Origin of the sequence: Faecalibacterium prausnitzii (assembly GCF_003287405.1) — a bacterium.
GTDB classification, from domain to species: Bacteria; Bacillota; Clostridia; order Oscillospirales; family Ruminococcaceae; genus Faecalibacterium; species Faecalibacterium intestinale.
Genome location: NZ_PRLD01000012.1, coordinates 1 through 18,416, shown reverse-complemented (window position 1 = coordinate 18,416; position 18,416 = coordinate 1). Strand labels below are relative to the sequence as shown.

At 60.9% G+C, this 18,416-nt stretch carries 18 protein-coding genes; 9 read left to right on the top strand and 9 right to left on the bottom strand.

Going from position 1 to position 18,416, the window contains the following annotated elements; translation table 11 throughout:
• Positions 1 to 29: 29 nt before the first annotated feature.
• Complete coding sequence (locus C4N24_RS11445) at positions 30 to 479, bottom strand: SpoVA/SpoVAEb family sporulation membrane protein (protein WP_112091520.1); 450 nt, start codon at positions 477 to 479, stop codon at positions 30 to 32.
• A 78-nt stretch (positions 480 to 557) separates the two neighbouring features.
• Between C4N24_RS11445 and C4N24_RS11440 the strand changes: the two genes are divergently transcribed.
• The 6 genes from C4N24_RS11440 (at position 558) to C4N24_RS11415 (ending at position 5,838) form a co-directional block, all read left to right on the top strand.
• Positions 558 to 1,376, top strand: a complete 819-nt coding sequence (locus C4N24_RS11440; protein ID WP_112091519.1) for a M15 family metallopeptidase — start codon at positions 558 to 560, stop codon at positions 1,374 to 1,376.
• Between the two features lie 141 nt (positions 1,377 to 1,517).
• Positions 1,518 to 2,087 (top strand): DUF4358 domain-containing protein, encoded by a 570-nt coding sequence (locus C4N24_RS11435; RefSeq protein WP_112091518.1) that lies wholly within the window; start codon positions 1,518 to 1,520, stop codon positions 2,085 to 2,087.
• Between the two features lie 167 nt (positions 2,088 to 2,254).
• The gene (locus C4N24_RS11430) at positions 2,255 to 3,673 is read left to right on the top strand and encodes an MBOAT family O-acyltransferase (protein ID WP_112091517.1); all 1,419 of its coding nucleotides are present in this window, start codon (positions 2,255 to 2,257) and stop codon (positions 3,671 to 3,673) included.
• Between the two features lie 12 nt (positions 3,674 to 3,685).
• Positions 3,686 to 4,858: a DHHW family protein gene (locus C4N24_RS11425; RefSeq protein WP_112091516.1), complete on the top strand. Its 1,173-nt coding sequence runs from the start codon at positions 3,686 to 3,688 to the stop codon at positions 4,856 to 4,858.
• A 223-nt stretch (positions 4,859 to 5,081) separates the two neighbouring features.
• Positions 5,082 to 5,435: a hypothetical protein gene (locus C4N24_RS11420; protein ID WP_112091515.1), complete on the top strand. Its 354-nt coding sequence runs from the start codon at positions 5,082 to 5,084 to the stop codon at positions 5,433 to 5,435.
• A 73-nt stretch (positions 5,436 to 5,508) separates the two neighbouring features.
• On the top strand, positions 5,509 to 5,838 hold the full coding sequence (locus C4N24_RS11415; RefSeq protein WP_112091514.1) for a hypothetical protein: 330 nt from the start codon (positions 5,509 to 5,511) through the stop codon (positions 5,836 to 5,838).
• A gap of 189 nt (positions 5,839 to 6,027) precedes the next feature.
• Here C4N24_RS11415 and C4N24_RS11410 read toward each other — a convergent pair whose 3' ends face one another.
• The 6 genes from C4N24_RS11410 to C4N24_RS11380 all read right to left on the bottom strand — a co-directional run bounded on the left by C4N24_RS11410 (position 6,028) and on the right by C4N24_RS11380 (position 13,191).
• Positions 6,028 to 7,095, bottom strand: coding sequence for a Fic family protein (locus C4N24_RS11410; protein WP_112091513.1), 1,068 nt, complete (start codon positions 7,093 to 7,095; stop codon positions 6,028 to 6,030).
• Between the two features lie 167 nt (positions 7,096 to 7,262).
• Positions 7,263 to 8,435, bottom strand: coding sequence for a molecular chaperone DnaJ (gene dnaJ, locus C4N24_RS11405; RefSeq protein WP_112091512.1), 1,173 nt, complete (start codon positions 8,433 to 8,435; stop codon positions 7,263 to 7,265).
• A 159-nt stretch (positions 8,436 to 8,594) separates the two neighbouring features.
• The gene (dnaK, locus tag C4N24_RS11400) at positions 8,595 to 10,421 is read right to left on the bottom strand and encodes a molecular chaperone DnaK (RefSeq protein ID WP_112091511.1); all 1,827 of its coding nucleotides are present in this window, start codon (positions 10,419 to 10,421) and stop codon (positions 8,595 to 8,597) included.
• A gap of 101 nt (positions 10,422 to 10,522) precedes the next feature.
• On the bottom strand, positions 10,523 to 11,140 hold the full coding sequence (locus C4N24_RS11395; RefSeq protein WP_097785732.1) for a nucleotide exchange factor GrpE: 618 nt from the start codon (positions 11,138 to 11,140) through the stop codon (positions 10,523 to 10,525).
• On the bottom strand, positions 11,137 to 12,210 hold the full coding sequence (gene hrcA / locus C4N24_RS11390) for a heat-inducible transcriptional repressor HrcA (RefSeq protein WP_097785731.1): 1,074 nt from the start codon (positions 12,208 to 12,210) through the stop codon (positions 11,137 to 11,139). Before hrcA ends, C4N24_RS11395 begins: the two co-directional genes overlap by 4 nt.
• 438 nt (positions 12,211 to 12,648) lie before the next feature.
• Positions 12,649 to 13,191, bottom strand: coding sequence for a stage V sporulation T C-terminal domain-containing protein (locus C4N24_RS11380; RefSeq protein ID WP_112091509.1), 543 nt, complete (start codon positions 13,189 to 13,191; stop codon positions 12,649 to 12,651).
• 157 nt (positions 13,192 to 13,348) lie between these two features.
• Here C4N24_RS11380 and C4N24_RS11375 point away from each other — a divergent pair, with 157 nt between their 5' ends.
• Entirely contained in the window at positions 13,349 to 14,599 is a 1,251-nt protein-coding gene (locus tag C4N24_RS11375) for an aminoacetone oxidase family FAD-binding enzyme (protein ID WP_112091508.1), read from the top strand.
• A gap of 53 nt (positions 14,600 to 14,652) precedes the next feature.
• Here the strand turns inward: C4N24_RS11375 and C4N24_RS11370 are convergent, their stop codons facing one another.
• Complete coding sequence (locus C4N24_RS11370) at positions 14,653 to 15,300, bottom strand: ECF transporter S component (protein WP_238057081.1); 648 nt, start codon at positions 15,298 to 15,300, stop codon at positions 14,653 to 14,655.
• 166 nt (positions 15,301 to 15,466) lie between these two features.
• On the opposite strand from C4N24_RS11370, the gene C4N24_RS11365 reads away from it, so the two are divergent.
• The gene (locus C4N24_RS11365) at positions 15,467 to 16,909 is read left to right on the top strand and encodes a PLP-dependent aminotransferase family protein (RefSeq protein ID WP_112091507.1); all 1,443 of its coding nucleotides are present in this window, start codon (positions 15,467 to 15,469) and stop codon (positions 16,907 to 16,909) included.
• On the opposite strand, the gene C4N24_RS11360 is transcribed toward C4N24_RS11365, so the two are convergent.
• Positions 16,816 to 17,739, bottom strand: a complete 924-nt coding sequence (locus C4N24_RS11360) for a hypothetical protein (protein ID WP_112091506.1) — start codon at positions 17,737 to 17,739, stop codon at positions 16,816 to 16,818. The two genes, C4N24_RS11365 and C4N24_RS11360, sit on opposite strands and share 94 nt — an antisense overlap.
• 74 nt (positions 17,740 to 17,813) lie before the next feature.
• Between C4N24_RS11360 and C4N24_RS15780 the strand changes: the two genes are divergently transcribed.
• A complete protein-coding gene (locus C4N24_RS15780; RefSeq protein WP_278320370.1) occupies positions 17,814 to 17,939 on the top strand; it encodes a hypothetical protein in 126 nt (41 codons plus the stop codon).
• Positions 17,940 to 18,416: the final 477 nt, after the last annotated feature.

Below are 18,416 nucleotides of genomic sequence, written 5' to 3'. Positions count from 1 at the left end.
ACTGCAATATCCGGCGGGGCTGTTCCGTATTATAAGGCAGAAGCCCCCAGCAGCCACAGCACCACACCGTACACCACCGCCGCCAGCGTGCCGTACACGATGACCGGCCCGGCGATGAGGAACATCTTGGCTCCCGTGCCCGGTACACGGCCCTCGGCCTTGAACTCGATGGCCGCACTGACCACCGCGTTGGCAAAGCCGGTAATGGGTACCAGCGACCCCGCCCCGGCCTTTGCCGCCAGCTTCTGGTACCAGCCCAGCGTGGTCAGCACCGCCGAGAGCAAAATCAAGGTGCAGCTGGTCAGGGTGCCCGCCGCTTCGGCGTCCGCGCCCTGCCGCAGAAACAGCTGCCGCAGCCCTTCGCCCAGCAGGCAGATACCGCCGCCCACGCAGAACGCCCAAAGGCAGTCTGCCAAAAGCGGCGAGTGCGGCCCGGCCTTCTGCACCCGGCGTGCGTATTCCTGCGCTGTCATCTTCATCTTCCCGCGCCCCCTTTTGCGGATAGTCTGCCCGGGGCGGCGGGCACTTATCCTTTTTTGTGAAAGAAGGTAGGTTCTATGTATTCTTCCCACCACCATAAACATCATGCCCGCCGTCTGCTCTGCCTGACGGCGCTGCTCTGCTTTGCGGCGGGCGGCACCGCCTACGCCTGCACCCGCAAGGCCGCCGTGCCGCAGCTGCCCGAGCTGCCTGCCGAGAGCCTTGCGCAGCCCGCCGAATACGGCGTGCAGCAGAGCACCCTTACCGCCGCACAGGCACAGGCCATCCTGGATGACCCCCGCATGATCCTTGTCAGCCGCACCCACCCGATAACGGAGGACTATCCTGTCGAGACCAAGGAATGCGGCTCGGCTACCGCCATCAACAAGACTTTGCAGACTGAAGCCGCCGATGCCTTTCTCTCCATGCAGGCTGCTGCCGCCAAGGACGGCGTGGATGTGCGGATGCAGAGCGGCTACCGCAGCGTCAGCTACCAGAAAAAGCTGTACGACAACAAGACCCAGTACTACCGTGATAAGGGTCTGAGCGAAGCCGCCGCCCGGGAAAAGGCGGCTGTCATCGTCAACCCGCCGGGCTGCTCCGAGCACAACTGCGGCCTTGCCGCCGACCTGAACAGCCCGGAGCACACCACCCTTGACACCGGCTTTGCCGACACCGCCGCCTTCCGCTGGCTGTGCGAGAACGCGGAACAGTACGGCTTTATCCTGCGCTACCCCAAGGAAGCCGAAAGCGTGACCGGCATCACTTACGAGCCGTGGCACTGGCGCTATGTGGGCGCGGAAAACGCCGCCCTGCTCAACCAGAGCGGCCTGTGTCTGGAGGACGCGGTAGCCGTTTTGCAGCGCATTGCCGCCGGGGAGACCGTGACCGGTTAAAATCCGATGAAAACTGCCGGAAAACCCTGTGGGGTGCGTTGCAATTTACCCGCCGTTATGGTAAGATAAATACAGTCTGCCCGTGTGCGCGGTGCAGCCCCGCACCCCGACAAATGAATTCAACAAAAGAAGGAATATTTTATGATAAACCGCACAAAACTCTCTGTGATCGCCGTCAGTGCCGTGCTGGCTGTTGCCCTGACCGGCTGCGGCGGCAGCGCTTCTTCCGCGCCGTCCTCCGTGTCCAGCGCCGCCACCTCTGCACCGGCTTCCAGCACTGCCGCCCCGGCAGCGGATACCGCTGAAAACGGCACCGCCGCGCTGGACAGCGTCGTGGAAAGCCTGCTGGCTGCTGACCCCATCTCCAACCAGTTCGAGATCGCCGCCATGAACATCGAGTACGACTTCGGCCTGAAAGCGGAGGACGTAGCCGCCTACAAGGGCGTGAAGAGCAACGACAACGGCGATGCCGGCCTTGTGCTGGTGGTGGAAGCTGCTTCCGGCAAGGCACAGGACGTGGTGACCGCGCTGGAGAGCTACAAGCAGGATCAGGTGGCTTTCTACGGCAACTACGCCGAGTTTGCACAGGCACAGAGCAACGTGGAAAACGCCATCATCTCCTCCAAGGGCGACCGTGTGGTCATGGTGATCGCTTCCAACGCGTGCACCGCAGACCTGAACAGTGCTGTGGACAGCGCCCTGAACAGCTGAATCTGACCTTCTGAGCCGGTGCCATCTGCGGCATCGGCTTTTTTCAGTAGAAAAGCCCCTGATGAGGGGTATTTCTGCTGAAGATGCGCCCGCATCCGTCATGCCGCCTTCCCCCGGCCGGGGGAAGGCTGAGTCTGTAATTCCGTGTAAAAAAGGAGGCTGACCCCTTGGTTTTCAGCACCATCATCTTCCTGTTCCGTTTTCTGCCCATCACGCTGGCGCTGTACTATCTTGCCCCCGCAAAACTCAAGAACACCGTGCTGTTTTTATGCAGTCTGGTGTTCTACTGCTGGGGCGAAGTGCGCTTTTTCCCGGTCATGGTGGCGCTTATCCTCATCAACTATCTCAGCGGCCTTGCCATCGAATACTTTGATGCAAAGCCCGCGCTGCGCCGCTTCTTTCTGCTGGTGGCGCTTGTCGGCAGCTTGGGGATGCTGTTCTACTTCAAGTACGCAAACTTTGTGCTGCGCAGCGCAAACGCCCTGCTGGGTACCGCCTTTGCCGAGATACAAGGCATCGGCACCTTGCCGCTGGGCATCAGCTTCTACACCTTCCAGACCCTTTCCTACTCCATCGACGTCTACCGCCGGGATGTAAAAGCCGAGCGCAATATCATCGACTTCGGCGCTTATGTGGTCATGTTCCCGCAGCTCATCGCGGGGCCTATCGTCAAGTACCGGGACGTCTCCGACCAGCTGCACGTCTACAAGCACCGCTATAACCTCAAGCAAATTGAAGAGGGCATGACCCTGTTCACCTTCGGTCTTGCCAAAAAGGTGCTGCTGGCGGACGCCGTGGGCGCGCTGTGGACGGACATTATCGGGGTAGCCGACAGCCCCTCCACCACCTTTGTGGGTCTGGCAAACGCTTCCACCCCGCTGGTGTGGCTGGGCATCATCGCCTACAGTTTGCAGCTGTACTTCGATTTCTCCGGCTACTCCCTGATGGGCATCGGCATGGGCAAGATGCTGGGCTTCGACTTCCCCGCAAACTTCAACTACCCCTATATCTCCGCTTCCATCACCGAGTTCTGGCGGCGCTGGCACATGACCCTGTCCGGCTGGTTCCGCGAGTATGTGTATATCCCGTTGGGCGGCAACCGCAAGGGGCTTAAGCGGCAGATCCTGAACCTGTTCATCGTGGAGCTGCTCACCGGCATCTGGCACGGCGCGAACTGGAACTTTATCTGCTGGGGTCTTTACTACTTTGTGCTGCTGGCTGTCGAAAAGCTGTTCCTGCTGCCCTACCTGAAAAAGGGTAAGGTGTGGCCGCATTTCTACACCCTGTTCCTTGTGGTGGTAGGCTGGGCGATGTTCGTGGGCAACGACACCGGCGTGTCCTTCGGGCTGCTGTTCCAAAAGCTCTTTGTCCCCTCCGGCGGGGTGTCGCCGCTGTATTTCCTGCGGAACTACGGCGTGCTGCTGGCGGTAAGCGTGGTGTGCTGCACCCCGCTGATCGAAAAGCTGTGGGATGTGCTGCGCAAAAACGTGGTCACCCGCTGCGCCGCCATCCTGACGCTGCTGGTGGTCTCCACCGCCTATGTGGTGGGCAGCACCAACAGCCCGTTCCTGTACTTTAACTTTTAAGGAGGCTGGAAGATGTCCAAACACGAGAAAAAGACCTCCTCCCTTTTGCACTACCCGGTGCTGGTGGTGTTCAGCCTGTTTTTCATCGGGCTGTTCGCGCTGGATATGGTCACCCCGGACCGCAGTTACAGCGAGCTGGAGAACACCACCCTGAGCCAGCGCCCGGCGCTGACCCAGTTCACCGCCAAGGGGCTGAACAGCTACTTTACTGCCTACACCAAATACGTCAAGGATCAGGTGGCAGGGCGCGACCAGTGGATCAGCCTGCAAAGCGTGGTGGAGACCACTCTGCTGCAAAAGCAGCAGAACGGCGGCATCCTGCTGGGCAAAGAGCACATGATGTTCCCCCGCACTTACGGGCTGCTTTCCAGCGAGGAGCGCACCCTGCCCAAGAACACCGCCGCGCTCACCAGCCTGTGCCAGCGCTACCCGGGCAAGGTGAATGTGCTGCTGGCACCCGCCGCCAGCGATATCTACAAGGAGAACGTACCCGCAAACGCCCCCCTGCTGGACGAGGACGGTTACCTTGACCAGCTTTCCGCTGCGGTACAGGCTGCAGGCGGCAGCTTTGTGGACGTGCGCCAGACCCTTGCCGCCCACAAGAGCGAGTATATCTACTACCGCACCGACCACCACTGGACGAGCCTTGGCGCCTACTACGCTTACAGCCAGCTGTGCGATGCCCTTGACCTTGCCCCCTTTGATACCACCGCCCATACCGCCCTGACTGCCGACGGCTTTTACGGCACCCACTACGCCAAGGCGCGCACATGGAACGCTGTGCCGGACGTGATCACCTACTACGACCTTGCCAACACCCTGACGGTATGGAACGTGACGGCGGCGGGTCAGCCCGCCGAGGGGCAGACCACCGGCCTGTATGATACGGAGAAGCTTTCCGTCTACGACAAGTACGCCATGTTCCTGCACGGCAACAACGGCCTGAGCCGGGTGCAGGGCAACGGCAGCGGACGCATCCTTGTCATCAAGGACAGCTACGCCAACTGCTTTGTGCCCTACCTGACCGCCAACTACGCTGACATTGACGTGGTGGATTTCCGCAACTACAACTACGGCTTGGATCAGCTGATCGCCGATAACGGCTACGACCAGATCCTTGTGCTGTACAATTTTGACAGCTTCAAGAGCGACCCCTACCTCTACCGCGCCGGGGTAAAAGGCTAAACTGCCAAATGCCGAAATTATTGCAGTCTATTTTCACAAATTTGCAGCCGCAATTTCATGCGTCCCGCCAGTTTTTGCACAGATGTGCCAAAACCCCTTGATAAAATCCGACTGCTGTTGTAGAATGACCATATAGAGAACAATGCTCTATCGGCACTTGGATATAGACGCCGTGGGAACGGGATGCAATGCGGCATTTCCCCTTGACAAAGGAGTATTGAAGATGAAAAAGATGACTTATCCCGCAGATTATGCGGTGCTTTCCAACGAAGAAATGACCTATACCACAGGCGGCGGCACGATCGATGATGCTGCCGGGATTGCCACTACTGCCGCAACGGTCGTAGGCGCTGTGGTGCTGGCTTCCAGCTATGTCTGGGGCATTGGGCAGGCACGCACATGGCTGCAGCAGGAGGGCAACAGAGACGGCAACTTCTTTACCGTGCTGGGCCGCGCTACCGATGCCATTGCCGCCGATATGGGCAAATCTGCCAGCAACTTTGTACGGGACGCCGTTTCCGCCACCACGGTAGTGGCACTGGCTCCCCTGAGCGCCATCCTGCTGATCGTGCGCTGAGCCTTTTAATCAGATAAAACGGTGCGTTTGGGTGCACCGTTTTGGATAGCTTTGTTTCAAAAGGAGTGTTATTATGGAAAAAATGATGATGCCCGCGTACTACAATGTACTGTCCACTGAGGAAATGACCTACACCGAAGGCGGCGCTACTGCCACCATGACCGAGGCTCTGCTGTGCTGGCTGATCCCGCCGTATGGCTGGTTCAGAGGCGTGACCGCTGTCCGCGACTACCGCCGTAAGAACCCCAACACCTGGACCGAGACCGGTCTGGATGCTCTGACTGCCGACATGAACAAGGGCACTGCCAATGCCATCCGTGACATCGCTTGCACCGCTTACATGATCAGCACCAGCGCTACCGGTGTCGGCCTGATCATCAACGCAGCGATCGTTCTGCTCTGATCCATCTTATCTCATAAGACCGGCTCGGAGTACACCAAAGAACAAAGCAGGCGGAGGCGCTGCCCGAAAGGGCAGCGCCTCCGCTGTTTTTATAGGGTTCTCTTTTAGCTTTCGTCTCATGTATCCAAGTTTTCGTCTAAAACAGGGTGCATTTTAGACGAAAGTGCAAGTGTATGAGACGAATCGGCCTTACTTCTCCAGCGCATCCCTGCGGACATAGCAGGTGTTTTTGCCTGTGCCAAGCCTTTGCAGAACGCCTTTCCGGGTCAGCTCCTTCAGTTCCCGCAGCACTGTAGATCTTGCAATCATCGGGCAGGCTGCCATCACCTCTGCACTTGTAAAACGCCCGATTTTTCCGTTGACATAATGCTCCACGATCTGCTGTGCCGTGCTCCGTGTTCCCTCTGCGTTCACCAGCCCTACGCGCTGTTCAAACTCAGCATAGCAAGCCAAAATGATCTTCAGCATATACCGGATAAACGGCACCGGGTCATTCGTTCCCTCATACCAGCCCTGATCGATCTGCTGCAACACCTCGTAGTAGGTATCCTTCGTTTTTTCGATCTGCTTTTCAATGCTGATATACTTTCCCACCTCGTACCCGCTGCGGTAGAGCAGAAGCAGCGTCAGCAGACGGCTCATCCGACCATTGCCATCGTTAAAAGGGTGGATACACAAAAAATCGCATACAAACGCCGGGATCACCAGCAGCGGGTCCACCTTTTCCTGTAAAAGCGTCTGATTATAGCTCTCGCAGATGGCCTGTATCGCCGCAGGCGTTTCATAGGGTGCCACCGGCTGAAACCGGGTCACCTGCGTGCCGTCCGGTCTGGTCTCGTTGATATAGTTCTGTACGTTCTTAAAATGTCCTCCGTACGAAACGCCTGCATACTGCATCATGTCCCGATGCAGCTGAAGGATATAATTGGAGTTGACCGGGATCAGATCATGGTTTTCATGGATGGTGTTCAGCACCTCTCGGTACCCCATGATCTCGCTTTCGTCCCGGTTGCGCGGTGTGGTTTTATCGGCCAGCAGCTGCTTCATGCGGGTATCGGTCGTTACGATGCCCTCGATCTTATTGGAAGCCTCTGTGCTCTGTATTCTGGCAATCTCCACCAAACGATCCAGTTCTGCCGGTTTCTGGCGCACATAAAGCTCCTGTCGGCCTTTGCATTCATGGATCTTTGCCACATACGAGAGCGTTTCCATATCCCACATCCGGTCTGCCAGTTGTCCGTAGTCAAAGCTTCTCATACTGTGTTTCCTCCTTCTTCCGGCGGTTCTTTTGTCTCATGATGCCCGTCTTTCGTCTCAATCATACCCTATTTTAGACGAAAGCGCAAGTGTGTGAGACGAATCGGCCTTGCGCACACGCAAAAAACGGCGGCACGTTCCGATGGAACGCGCCGCCGTTTGGTATTTTATGCGTTGAACATATCCTTCAGCTTTTTGAAGAAGCCCTTACGCTTTTCGTAGTTTTCTTCTTTCAAAGTGCCCTCAAATTTTTTCAGGGCATCGCGCTGGGTCTTGTTCAGCTTTTTGGGGATCTCCACCTCGCACTTGACGTACATATCACCGCGGCCACGGCCGTTCAGGTACTGGATGCCCTTGCCGCGCAGGCGGAAGGTGGTGCCGCTCTGGGTGCCCTCGGGCACGGTGTACTCCACCTTGCCGTCAATGGAGGGCACGGTGACGCTGTCGCCCAGCACAGCCTGACTGTAAGTGATGGGCACGGTGACCCACACATCGTAGCCGTCGCGCTGGAACACCTCGCTGGGGCGCACGCTGACCATGACGATGACATCACCGGCGGGGCCGCCGTTGGTACCGGCATCGCCCATGCCGCGCAGTGCAAAGCTCTGGTCGTCGTCGATGCCCATGGGGATGGACACCTCCAGCGTCTTTTTGGTAGCCACCTTGCCGCTGCCGTGGCAGACCTTGCAGGGGTTCTTTACCAGCTTGCCCTTGCCGCCGCAGCGGGAGCAGGGCTGCTGGGTCTGCATCACGCCAAAGGGGGTGCGCTGCTGGCGGATGACAAAGCCGCGTCCGCCGCAGTCCGGGCAGGTCTCGGGGCTGCTGCCGGCGGCACAGCCGGAGCCGTGACACTCGGTGCACTCCTGCTGACGGGTGATGGTAATGTTCTTCTTGCAGCCGTGCACGGCCTCGTCAAAGCTCAGGGTGATGCGCACCCGGATGTCCTGACCCTTGCGGGGGGCGTTGGGATTTGCCTGACGAGACGAGCCGCCGAAGCCGCCAAAGCCGCCGCCGAAGATATCGCCAAAGATGTCGCCCAGATCCACACCATCGCCGCCAAAACCGCTAAAGCCGCCGGGGCCGCCGCCGTTCTGTGCTGCGTAGGTGGGGTCAACACCGGCAAAGCCGTACTGGTCGTACAGCTGGCGCTTCTTCGGGTCCGAAAGCACCTCGTTTGCCTCGTTGATCTCCTTGAACTTTGCCTCGGCGTCCTTATCGCCGGGGTTATAGTCCGGGTGGTACTTCATGGCAAGCTTGCGGTATGCCTTTTTGATCTCGGCATCGCTTGCGCCCTTGGATACCCCCAGCACTTCGTAATAATCACGCTTTTCCTGTGCCATATCCACTCACCTCTCCGGGAACGCCCTCCCCGGGTAACGCCCCGGTCGGTTCCTCACTCTATAAACCAGCAAGAGCCGCTCCGGCCTAAACCGGAGCGGCTTTTGCTTTATTGCGCGTATGCCCGCCGGTTTGGCCGGACACAGCGCTTTGTTTCAGACTTAGACTTCCTTGAAGTCGGCATCCACAACGCCGTCATCGTTGGACTTTTCGTTGGCTGCGCCTGCGTCAGCACCGGGCTGTGCACCGGCGGCCTGCTGTGCGGCAGCGGCTGCCTGATACATCTTCTCGAACACCTGGCTCAGGGCTTCCTGCTTTGCCTTGATGTCGTCCACGTTGCCGGACTGGACAGCGGTCTTCAGGTCAGCCAGCTTTGCCTCGGCATCGCTCTTCACGTCTGCGGGCAGCTTGTCGCCGTTCTCCTTCAGCATCTTTTCGGTCTGGAACACCATCTGGTCGGCACCGTTGCGGATATCGACCTCTTCACGCTTCTTCTTATCGTCGGCAGCAAACTGCTCAGCTTCCTTCACAGCCTTGTCGATGTCCTCCTTGGACATATTGGTGGAAGCGGTGATGGTGATGTTCTGCTCCTTGCCGGTGCCCAGATCCTTGGCGCTGACCTTCACGATGCCGTTGGCATCGATATCGAAGGTAACTTCGATCTGAGGCACGCCACGGGGAGCCGGTGCAATGCCATCCAGATGGAACACACCCAGACTCTTGTTGTCGCGGGCAAACTCACGCTCGCCCTGCAGCACGTTGACCTCAACAGAGGGCTGGTTGTCGGCTGCGGTGGAGAACACCTGGCTCTTGTGGGTGGGGATGGTGGTGTTGCGGTCGATGATCTTGGTGCACACGCCGCCCAGAGTCTCAATGCCAAGGCTCAGCGGGGTGACATCCAGCAGCAGCAGACCCTTCTTTTCGCCGTTCAGAACGCCGCCCTGAATAGCAGCACCGACAGCCACGCACTCATCGGGGTTGATGCCCTTGAAGGGCTCACAGTTCAGTTCCTTCTTCACTGCGTCGTAGACAGCGGGGATACGGGTAGAACCACCGACCATCAGCACCTTCTTCAGGTCGGAAGCGCGCAGACCTGCATCCTGCAGAGCCTTGCGCACGGGGGTCATAGTACGATCCACCAGATCAGCGGTCAGCTCGTTGAACTTTGCGCGGGTCAGGGTCATATCCAAGTGCTTGGGGCCGGTAGCATCGGCGGTGATGAAGGGCAGGTTGATCTGGCTGCTCATTGCGCTGGACAGCTCGATCTTAGCCTTCTCGGCAGCTTCCTTCAAGCGCTGTGCAGCCATCTTGTCCTTGCGCAGGTCGATGCCGTTCTCGGTCTGGAAGGCGTCTGCCATCCAGTCGATGATGCGCTGGTCGAAGTCATCGCCGCCCAGATGGGTATCGCCGTTGGTGGCCAGAACCTCGGTAACGCCGTCGCCCATCTCGATGATGGACACATCGAAGGTGCCGCCGCCCAGATCGTAGACCATGATCTTCTGGTCGTCCTCTTTATCCACACCGTAAGCCAGAGCAGCTGCGGTGGGCTCGTTGATGATACGGCGGACGTTCAGGCCGGCAATGGTGCCTGCGTCCTTGGTTGCCTGACGCTGGCTGTCGTTGAAGTAGGCAGGCACAGTGATGACAGCCTCGGTGACGGTCTCGCCCAGATAAGCCTCGGCATCAGCCTTCAGCTTCTGCAGGATCATAGCGCTGACCTGCTGGGGAGTGTACTCCTTGCCGTTCAGGGTCACCTTATGGTCGGTGCCCATCTGACGCTTGATGGAAGAAACGGTGTTGTCGGGGTTGGTGATAGCCTGACGCTTTGCAACCTGACCTACCAGACGGTCGCCGGTCTTGGTGAAGCCGACAACGGACGGGGTGGTGCGGGCACCCTCAGAGTTGGCGATGACAACAGGCTCGCCGCCCTCCATAACAGCCACGCAGCTGTTGGTAGTACCAAGGTCGATACCAATAATCTTACTCATAATGAAGTCTCCTCTCGAAAGAACAAATCTTGTTTATATGATGCTTATGATGATGTCAAGCGGATGTTATTGCAAACTCCCTTGCGGGAGGTTCGGCTTGTTTATTCGGCCACCACAACGGTTGCATGGCGGATGATCTTGTCACCCAGCTTGTAACCCTTCTGGAAAACGGTGACCACCGTGCCGCTCTCCTGCCCATCCGGGGCGGGGATCTGCTGCACAGCATTCATAAAGTTGGGATCAAAGGGCTTGCCCAGCACCTCGATCTCCTCCACATGGAGGGCTTCCAGTGCCTTTGCCGCCTTATCCAGCGTCATGACCACGCCCTTTTTGTAGTTCTCATCGGTGGTGGGGGCGTTGGCAGCCATATCCAGCGTATCCAGAATGGGGATGATCTTTTCCACTGCGTGGGAAACACCGTCGCCAAACTTCTGGTCGGCCTCGCGGGTGGAGCGCTTGCGGTAGTTGTCGTACTCGGCAGCCATGCGCAGCAGCTGATCCTTGGCCTGTGCAGCGTTCTTTTCCGCTGCATCCAGCTTTGCCTTAACGGCTTCCATCTCCCGGGCCTTCTTGTTGAACCAGCCGCCGTCCTTCTTCTTGTCCTCTTCGGTGGCAGCTTCGGCAGCAGCCTGTTCGGGCGCTGCAGCAGCGGTCTTTTCCTCGGGGGCAGTCTCCGGCTGCTCGGTCTCGGGCACCGTGTTCTTTGCTTCTTCGCTCATTCCAGATCCTCCTTATAGATCACAGTCCGCCGTGGTACGGCAGCCTGCGGGGTGTCTTTTCGTTTGCCGCTCATGCCCTCGCCCAGCTGGTCTGCAAACTCGTGCAGCAGGGGCATCAGCTTCTGGAAGGGCATCCGGGTGGGGCCGATCAGGGCAATGGAGCCCCACAGCCCGCCGCCTACCAGATACCGGTCGCTCACGATGCACAGCCCGGGGATCTGCGGTTCCAGATCCTCGCCCAGCAGCACGCTTTCGCTGCGGTTTTCCGGGGGTGCGATCAGGCTTGCGGCCTGTTCCTCGTCGTTCAGCAGGGTAAGGATATCACCCACCCGGCCGTCCAGCTGCGGCCAGTCCAGCAGGTACTGCTCGCCGCCCAGAAATACATGGGGCTTTACGCTGTCCTGCAAAATTGCGGCTGCGGCGCTGACCACCGGCACAAGCTCCGGTGCGATCTGGCTGCACAGCTCGCTGAGCATCCGGGTGGAAAGATCCACCGGTGCCACAAAGGTAAGGTTGCGGTTGAGCAGCGCCGCAAGGGCGGCTGCATTTTCCCGGGAAAGCCCGGTGCGTACCCGCGCCACCCGGGTGCGGACGTAACCGGCGGTGGTCACAGCCAGCACAGCGGCTGCGCTGCGGCCCACCTGCACCACCTCGTAATGGGCGATGCACAGATCCTCGGCGCAGGGAGTGCTGACGGCGGCGGTGCAGCCGCTGATGGCGGCCAGCGCCTTGGCAGCACCCTGTGCCAGCTTTTCCGGCTCGTGGTCAAGACTGGCGAACACCGCATCTACCCGGGCGCGGGTAACGCGGTCCAGCGGCTGATCGTCGGTCAGCAGGTTGTCCAGATAATACCGGTAGCCCTTGGCGCTGGGCACACGCCCCGCGCTGGTGTGGGGCTGCTCCAGCAAGCCCAGCTTTGTCAGCGCCGCCATCTCGTTGCGCAGCGTTGCGCTGGACACTGCCATATCAAAGTAGTTTGCCAGCACGCTGCTGCCCACCGGCTCGCCCTCAAGGCCATACAGCGCCACGATTGCCTGCAAGACCCGTTGCTTGCGTGCATCCATCGTCATAGCGCCTGCCTCCTTTTTGTATCGCTTTTGTTTGTTTAGCACTCCTTGTTCCTGAGTGCTAAGACCATTATAATCGTTTTTGCCCTGCTGTCAAGCCCTTTGCAAAAATGTTTATAAAGATTCATAATTCTGTCATAAAGGGGGGGTGTGAACTCCCTCAGTCAAAGCCTGCGGCTTTGCCAGCTCCCTCTGGGAGGGAGCCTCTGGCGCGCCCGCAAGCTTTGCGCTTTAGCCGGAAACTTTACCGCTATGCCAAAGGCCCCATCCCAGAGGGGGCTGGCATCGCGCAGCGATGACTGGGGGAGTTTGTTTCCCACGCCCCAACCCGTGAAAATGGGGTACAGAAACGCCCGCAGGCGTTTCTGTACCCCGAAATATAAAATGTTTTCCGCTGATGATGGCCAGAGCTCTGCGGAGGCCATTTAAAATCGCTCCGCCTTACTCTTCCATCTGCTTTGCCAGAAAGGCCGCTGCCACCGCCACTGCCTTGCACTGGGCGTCCTCCGGACAGGCGGCGCGATCCTCGGTCAGCAGACCCACTGCGCCGGTCACGTCCCCGCCCGCCAGTACCGGTGCGGCGCATAGCAGCACCCGGGGTGCGCCCTCGCAGGGCAGCAGGGTCTTTTCCGGGCTGCCGGGGCTCTGGTAGGGCTTGCGGGCTTCCATCAGCTTTTCCAGCGGCTGGCTGATACTGCGGTCTGCCAGCTCCCGCCGCCCGCTGCCGCTGACCGCCAGAATGCGGTCCCTGTCGCACACAAAGGCGGTCAGCGCAAACTGGCGGCTGAGCACCTCCGCCAGCTGGGCGGCAAGGGTGTTCACCTCGCCCATGGGCGAGTACTTTTTAAAGATCACTTCCCCGTCGCCGGTGGTAAAGATCTCCAGCGGGTCGCCCCGCCGGATGCGCTGGGTGCGGCGGATCTCCTTGGGGATCACCACCCTGCCAAGCTCGTCGATGCGGCGCACGATACCGGTTGCTTTCATTTATAGTGTCCTCCTTTTGGTTTCCTTTGTATGTAGTATCTGTCAGCGGCGGCAAATTATACCGGCAGCGCATTTTTTGCTTTGCCCGCCGCATTGCGTTCCGGGCGGGGTTCTGCTACAATAAATAGGAATAAACCTAAAGAAAGCAGGTGTCCGCATGGCACACATCCTTATTCTGGGCGGCGGTGCCGCCGGACTGGCCGCTGCGCTGGCGGCTGCACAGGCCGCGCCCTCTGCCCGCGTCACGGTGCTGGAGCGCAACCCCAAGGTGGGCAAAAAGCTGCTGGCTACCGGCAACGGCCGCTGCAATCTGGACAACACCGCCATTGCGCCGGAAAAATACTTCACCGCCGACCCCGCCGCGCTGCGGCCTTTGCTGGCGGCGGTGGATGCCGCCGCGCCGCTGGCGTGGTTCGAGCAGCTGGGGCTGTACACCCGCACCGATGACGCCGGGCGGGTGTACCCCTATTCCAATCAGGCCGCCGACGTGCTGGCGCTGCTGGAGCTGCATTTGCAGCGGCACAAGGTACAGCTGCGCACCGGCTGCACGGTAAGCACCCTGCGGCAGAGCAAGGGCGGCTATGCGGTGCAGTTTACCACCGCCGAGGGCGGCACCGAAAGCCTGCGGGCAGATGCCGTTATCTGCGCCATGGGCGGTGCTGCCGGGCCGCAGTTCGGCACGGACGGCTTCGGCACCCGCTTTGCCGCCGCCTGCGGCGGGCAGATGCGCCCGCTTTACCCCTGCCTGACCGCCCTGCAATGCGCAAAGCCGAACAAGAGCCTTGCGGGCATCCGCGCCAAGGCCGCTGCCCGCCTGCTGGACGGCGACCGGATGCTGGCAGAAGAGATGGGCGAGGTGCAGTTTACCGACTACGGGCTTTCCGGCATCTGCATCATGCAGCTGTCCGGCCTGCTTGCCCCCGGGCGCAGCCCGAAGCACCCGGCGGTAGAACTTGATCTCTTCCCCGCTGTGCCGGAGACAGAGCTTGCCGCCCTGTTTGCGGCGCGGACGCCGCTGCTTGCCGAGGACACGGCGGCGGCGTTCTGGCTGGGGCTTTTGCACGGCAAGATTGGCCGTGCCCTCTGGGCTGCCGCCGCCCTGCCGGACACTGCCCCCCACGCCCTGCCTGCAGGCAGCTGGCAGAAGCTTGCCCGCACCGCCAAGCACTGGCGGTGCGAGGGGCTTACCCCCTGCGGCTGGCGGCAGGCGCAGACCACCGGCGGCGGGCTTGCCCTGACCGAGGTGGAACCGACCTTCCAGTTCAAGGGCTGTCCGGGGCTGTACTTCGTGGGGGAAACGTTGGACTGCGCCGGAAGCTGCGGCGGCTTCAACCTGCACTGGGCGTTCGGCAGCGGCCTTGCCGCCGGGCGGGACGCCGCAAAGCACCTTTGCAGCCGAAAACGGTAACAAAAAAAGGGCTCCTGAAGCGCCAGCTGGCGCTTCAGGAGCCCTTTTTATTTTTACTCGCCCTTGGAAAGCAGCTTTGCACGCTCCAGCGCGGGGCGCAGTGCCAGATACAGCACCACGGCGCAGGCGGTGGAAGCCACACTGTTCACAAAGGTGACGCCGCCGGCGATCTTGGTCAGCGCCTGTGCCACAGTGTACTCCTGCCCAAAGATGTACACGTTGCGGAAGTAGCCAAGGAAGGGGTCGGTGAACACGTTCAGCAGCAGACCGGAACCCGCAGAGACGATCACCTTGACCAGATACCCGGCACTGTGACGATCCTGATCCCGCAGCTTGAACACCTTATGTGCCACGGCACCGCAGGTGATGCCGATGATAAACTTGAGCACAAAGGTGGTAATAGCGTAGCCCGGGTCACCGGCAAGGATATCCGCCAGCGCCAGACCGATGGCACCCGCCAGACCGCCGGACACGCCGTCCAGCAGCAGCGCCGTCAGGGCAGTAAAGGTGTTGCCCAGATGGAACGAGGAACCGCCGTAGAACGGGATGCGGAAGAACAGGTAGGCCACAAGGCTCAGCGCAGCCATCACGCCGGTAAGCGCCAGCTCGTGCACCGTAAAGCGGCGCTTGTACAGCACACTGAAAAACAGGATCAGGATAACGACGACTGCCAGCAGCAGCCACATTGCAGTAGTAGACATGATACTTTCCCTCCAATCACGCCGATAACCCCACAAAACTACTTGACATTTGGGTGTCCGGCGGGTATGCTCCTATTATACGCAGAACTGACCCTATGAAAATACCCAGAATAAAGTTTTTTTATGGGGTCAGTTTGACAAAATGCCTACACGGGAGGGACATTCTATGGTACATCTGACCACGGCGCTGGACCCGGCCTCGGCGGTGCCGCTGTACGAGCAGCTTTACCGCAGCCTTGCCGCCGAGATGCGGGCGGGCACCCTGACGGCGGGCACCCGGATTCCCGGCAAGCGGCGGCTGGCGGCGGAGCTGTCGGTCTCGGTGAACACGGTGGACACCGCCTACCAGATGCTGGCAGCCGAGGGCTACCTGACTGCCCGGGAGCGCAGCGGGTTTACGGTGCAGGAGTATCTTGCCCTGCCGCAGGGGACGCAGCCGCCCGCCGCACCCTCTGCACCGGCGGCAGCGCCCCCCGCTGACACTGCCCCGCCGGTGCAGTTCGACCTGTCCACCCGGGGCGTGGACCCGGGGCTGTTCCCCTTCCGCACATGGGCGCGGCTGCAAAAGGAACTACTCTACTCCGCGCCGGAACTGCTCACCCCCGGGGACGCCCGGGGCGATGCCGCCCTGCGGCAGGCGCTGGCAGGGTATCTGGCCGAGTACCGGGGCGTGCAGTGCGACCCGGAACAGCTGGTGGTGGGCGCAGGGCTGGAATATCTGCTGGGGCTGCTGGCACCGCTGCTGCCCGGCCCCGCCGCCGTGGAGACCCCCGGCTACCCCCGCGCCCGGCAAGTGCTGGAAAACAACGGCGTGCCCTGCTGCTGCCTGCCGGTGGACGCGGACGGCCTGTCGCTGACGGCTCTTTCTGCCAGCGATGCGGCGGTGTGCTACGTCACCCCCAGCCACCAGTTTCCCACCGGGGTCACCATGCCCGCCGGACGCCGGGCAGAATTGCTGCACTGGGCAGCCCGCGCCCCGGGACGGCGGTACATCATAGAGGACGACTACGACTCGGAGTTCCGCTTTGACACCCGCCCGCTGCCCAGTTTGCAGGGCATGGCGGGCGCAGACGGCCCGGTGGTGTACCTGTCCACCTGCTCCCGCAGCCTTGCCCCGGGCATCCGCATTGCCTACATGGTGCTGCCCCGGCAGCTGCTGGGTGCGTGGCAGGAAAAATACCGGCTCTACTCCGGCACGGTGGGACGGTTTGAGCAGCAGACGCTGGCGCGCTTTATCACCGGGGGCTATTTCACCCGACATCTGGCGCGGGAGCGCACCGCCTACAAAGCCCGGCGGGATGCGCTGGCGGCGGCGCTGCGCACCTCCTTTGCACCGGAAGAGCTTACCCTTGCGGGGCTGCACACCGGTCTGCACCTGTTGGCACAGCTGAAAAACCCGCCGCCGGACGCCGCCCTGCGGGCTGCTGCCCGGCAGTACGGGGTGCGCTGTTCCCTGCTGAGCGACTACGACCTGACCGGCACGGCACACTCTGCCGCCGGGACACTGGTGCTGGGTTACGGCTCGCTGCCGGACGCGGACTGCGCCGCCGCCGGGGAGAGGTTAAAAAAGCTCTGCACCGCCGCCCGGGAAGCATCGGACACCGTATAGTGCCCGCCCGCCCAGTCCCCGGGCAGGGCGTCGGCGGTGATATCCACCGGCTCGGCGCTGGTGGCTAAAAATTCCAGCGTGCGTTCCAGTGTAGCAAGGTCTACGGCGGTCAGACTGGTCAGCAGACTGCTGCTCACCTCCCGCAGACCCTGCGGCAGGGTGGTGGGCAGCAGCTCCAGCGCCTGCCGGAAAAACGCATCCCACACCGCTGCCCGGGCGGCGGCGCTGCGCCGGGGCGAAAGAGAAGTGTCGGCATCCAGCGCCGCTAAAAAGCCGTGAGCATCGGCGGCGGAGATACCCTGCACCCCAGTGCCCTTGCCGTACCGCGCCAGCTGCTCCGGGGTGAGCGCCCCGGTAAAGCCCACCCGCACTGCGCCGTACCGCGCCGCCAGTTTTGTCAGCACCGCAGGGGCGATGGCAAGATAGTCGGCGTCCTCCGGCAGGGCGAATACCTCGCCCAGCGCTTCCCGGCAGCGGGCGGGTCCTGCGGCTGCGTAACAATCCGCAAGGGGGACGTTTTTGCCCCCAAAGGGCACTTCCAGCGCGGCGGGCACCGCCAGCAGATGGATGCAGTTCTGCCCGGCGTTCAGGTAGGCCAGCACAAAGCCCGGAGTCTCGTCTGCCACACACAGCAGCACGGTGCACTGGTCTGTGGCTTTGGGCAGACGGATGGGCACCCCGCTCTGGCTTTTTGCGGCCTGCCGCAGACTGCTGCGCAGCTGGGCGCGGCTGAGCAGCACCGTGCCGCCCACCAGCGGCAGCAGCACCAGCAGGGCGGCGCACAGCGCCGCCCAGAAGGGACGCCAGCCGCTGCGTTTTGCGTGTTTCATGGCTCTTTCCTCCTTTTTGTGCATAAAGCATGACCCAACGGGCGACCCTTTATGCAGAAAGGCAGGGATGCTGTATGGATAAAACAAATACCCCCAACGAAAAAGATCGTAAGGAGCAGGAGGACTTCTGGCTGACGCTGGAACCCCTTCCCGCACCCGACCCCGATAAATCTCCGCTGCCCGCACCGCATGAGGAGTAATGGCGCTGCATAGGATGGTAAGGAAACTCCCTCAGTCAAAACCTGACGGTTTTGCCAGCTCCCTCTGGGAGGGAGCCTTTGGCATAGCGGGAAAGTTTGCGGTTAAACTGCAAAGTTTCCGGGTGTGCTCGCTCCCCCTCGGGGGAGCTGTCGCGCAGCGACTGAGGGGCTATAAATGGAGAAGCGAAAAAAGCGTTAAAGCGATAGCGCCGACTGGCGCAGCGCTAGCTTTTTTGTGCTTCGACTTCTTCTTTAGGATTGTCAAGGGCGTGTAGCCCTTGACGACGGGTTGTGGCACCCAGCATCCGCTTCGTGCCTTGGGCGGCACTCGCGTCTTGCTGGCCGCTGCCCCAACAACTGCTCCCTGTTTCCGCCGCTGGCGGCGGTCGCAGTTGTTGCATTGCGGGGTGGGTGGAGTCCAGAGGTAGGGAGGGGGGAGTCGGAACACCCCTCCCTGCCTCTGGCCCAGCGGAGCGT

Coding starts and splice junctions, on each gene's coding strand:
- C4N24_RS11445 (WP_112091520.1), bottom strand. CDS start 479: ATGAAGATGACAGCGCAGGAATACGCACGCCGGGTGCAGAAGGCCGGG.
- C4N24_RS11440 (WP_112091519.1), top strand. CDS start 558: ATGTATTCTTCCCACCACCATAAACATCATGCCCGCCGTCTGCTCTGC.
- C4N24_RS11435 (WP_112091518.1), top strand. CDS start 1,518: ATGATAAACCGCACAAAACTCTCTGTGATCGCCGTCAGTGCCGTGCTG.
- C4N24_RS11425 (WP_112091516.1), top strand. CDS start 3,686: ATGTCCAAACACGAGAAAAAGACCTCCTCCCTTTTGCACTACCCGGTG.
- C4N24_RS11420 (WP_112091515.1), top strand. CDS start 5,082: ATGAAAAAGATGACTTATCCCGCAGATTATGCGGTGCTTTCCAACGAA.
- C4N24_RS11415 (WP_112091514.1), top strand. CDS start 5,509: ATGGAAAAAATGATGATGCCCGCGTACTACAATGTACTGTCCACTGAG.
- C4N24_RS11410 (WP_112091513.1), bottom strand. CDS start 7,095: ATGAGAAGCTTTGACTACGGACAACTGGCAGACCGGATGTGGGATATG.
- dnaJ (WP_112091512.1), bottom strand. CDS start 8,435: ATGGCACAGGAAAAGCGTGATTATTACGAAGTGCTGGGGGTATCCAAG.
- dnaK (WP_112091511.1), bottom strand. CDS start 10,421: ATGAGTAAGATTATTGGTATCGACCTTGGTACTACCAACAGCTGCGTG.
- C4N24_RS11395 (WP_097785732.1), bottom strand. CDS start 11,140: ATGAGCGAAGAAGCAAAGAACACGGTGCCCGAGACCGAGCAGCCGGAG.
- hrcA (WP_097785731.1), bottom strand. CDS start 12,210: ATGACGATGGATGCACGCAAGCAACGGGTCTTGCAGGCAATCGTGGCG.
- C4N24_RS11380 (WP_112091509.1), bottom strand. CDS start 13,191: ATGAAAGCAACCGGTATCGTGCGCCGCATCGACGAGCTTGGCAGGGTG.
- C4N24_RS11375 (WP_112091508.1), top strand. CDS start 13,349: ATGGCACACATCCTTATTCTGGGCGGCGGTGCCGCCGGACTGGCCGCT.
- C4N24_RS11370 (WP_238057081.1), bottom strand. CDS start 15,300: ATGTCTACTACTGCAATGTGGCTGCTGCTGGCAGTCGTCGTTATCCTG.
- C4N24_RS11365 (WP_112091507.1), top strand. CDS start 15,467: ATGGTACATCTGACCACGGCGCTGGACCCGGCCTCGGCGGTGCCGCTG.
- C4N24_RS11360 (WP_112091506.1), bottom strand. CDS start 17,739: ATGAAACACGCAAAACGCAGCGGCTGGCGTCCCTTCTGGGCGGCGCTG.
- C4N24_RS15780 (WP_278320370.1), top strand. CDS start 17,814: ATGGATAAAACAAATACCCCCAACGAAAAAGATCGTAAGGAGCAGGAG.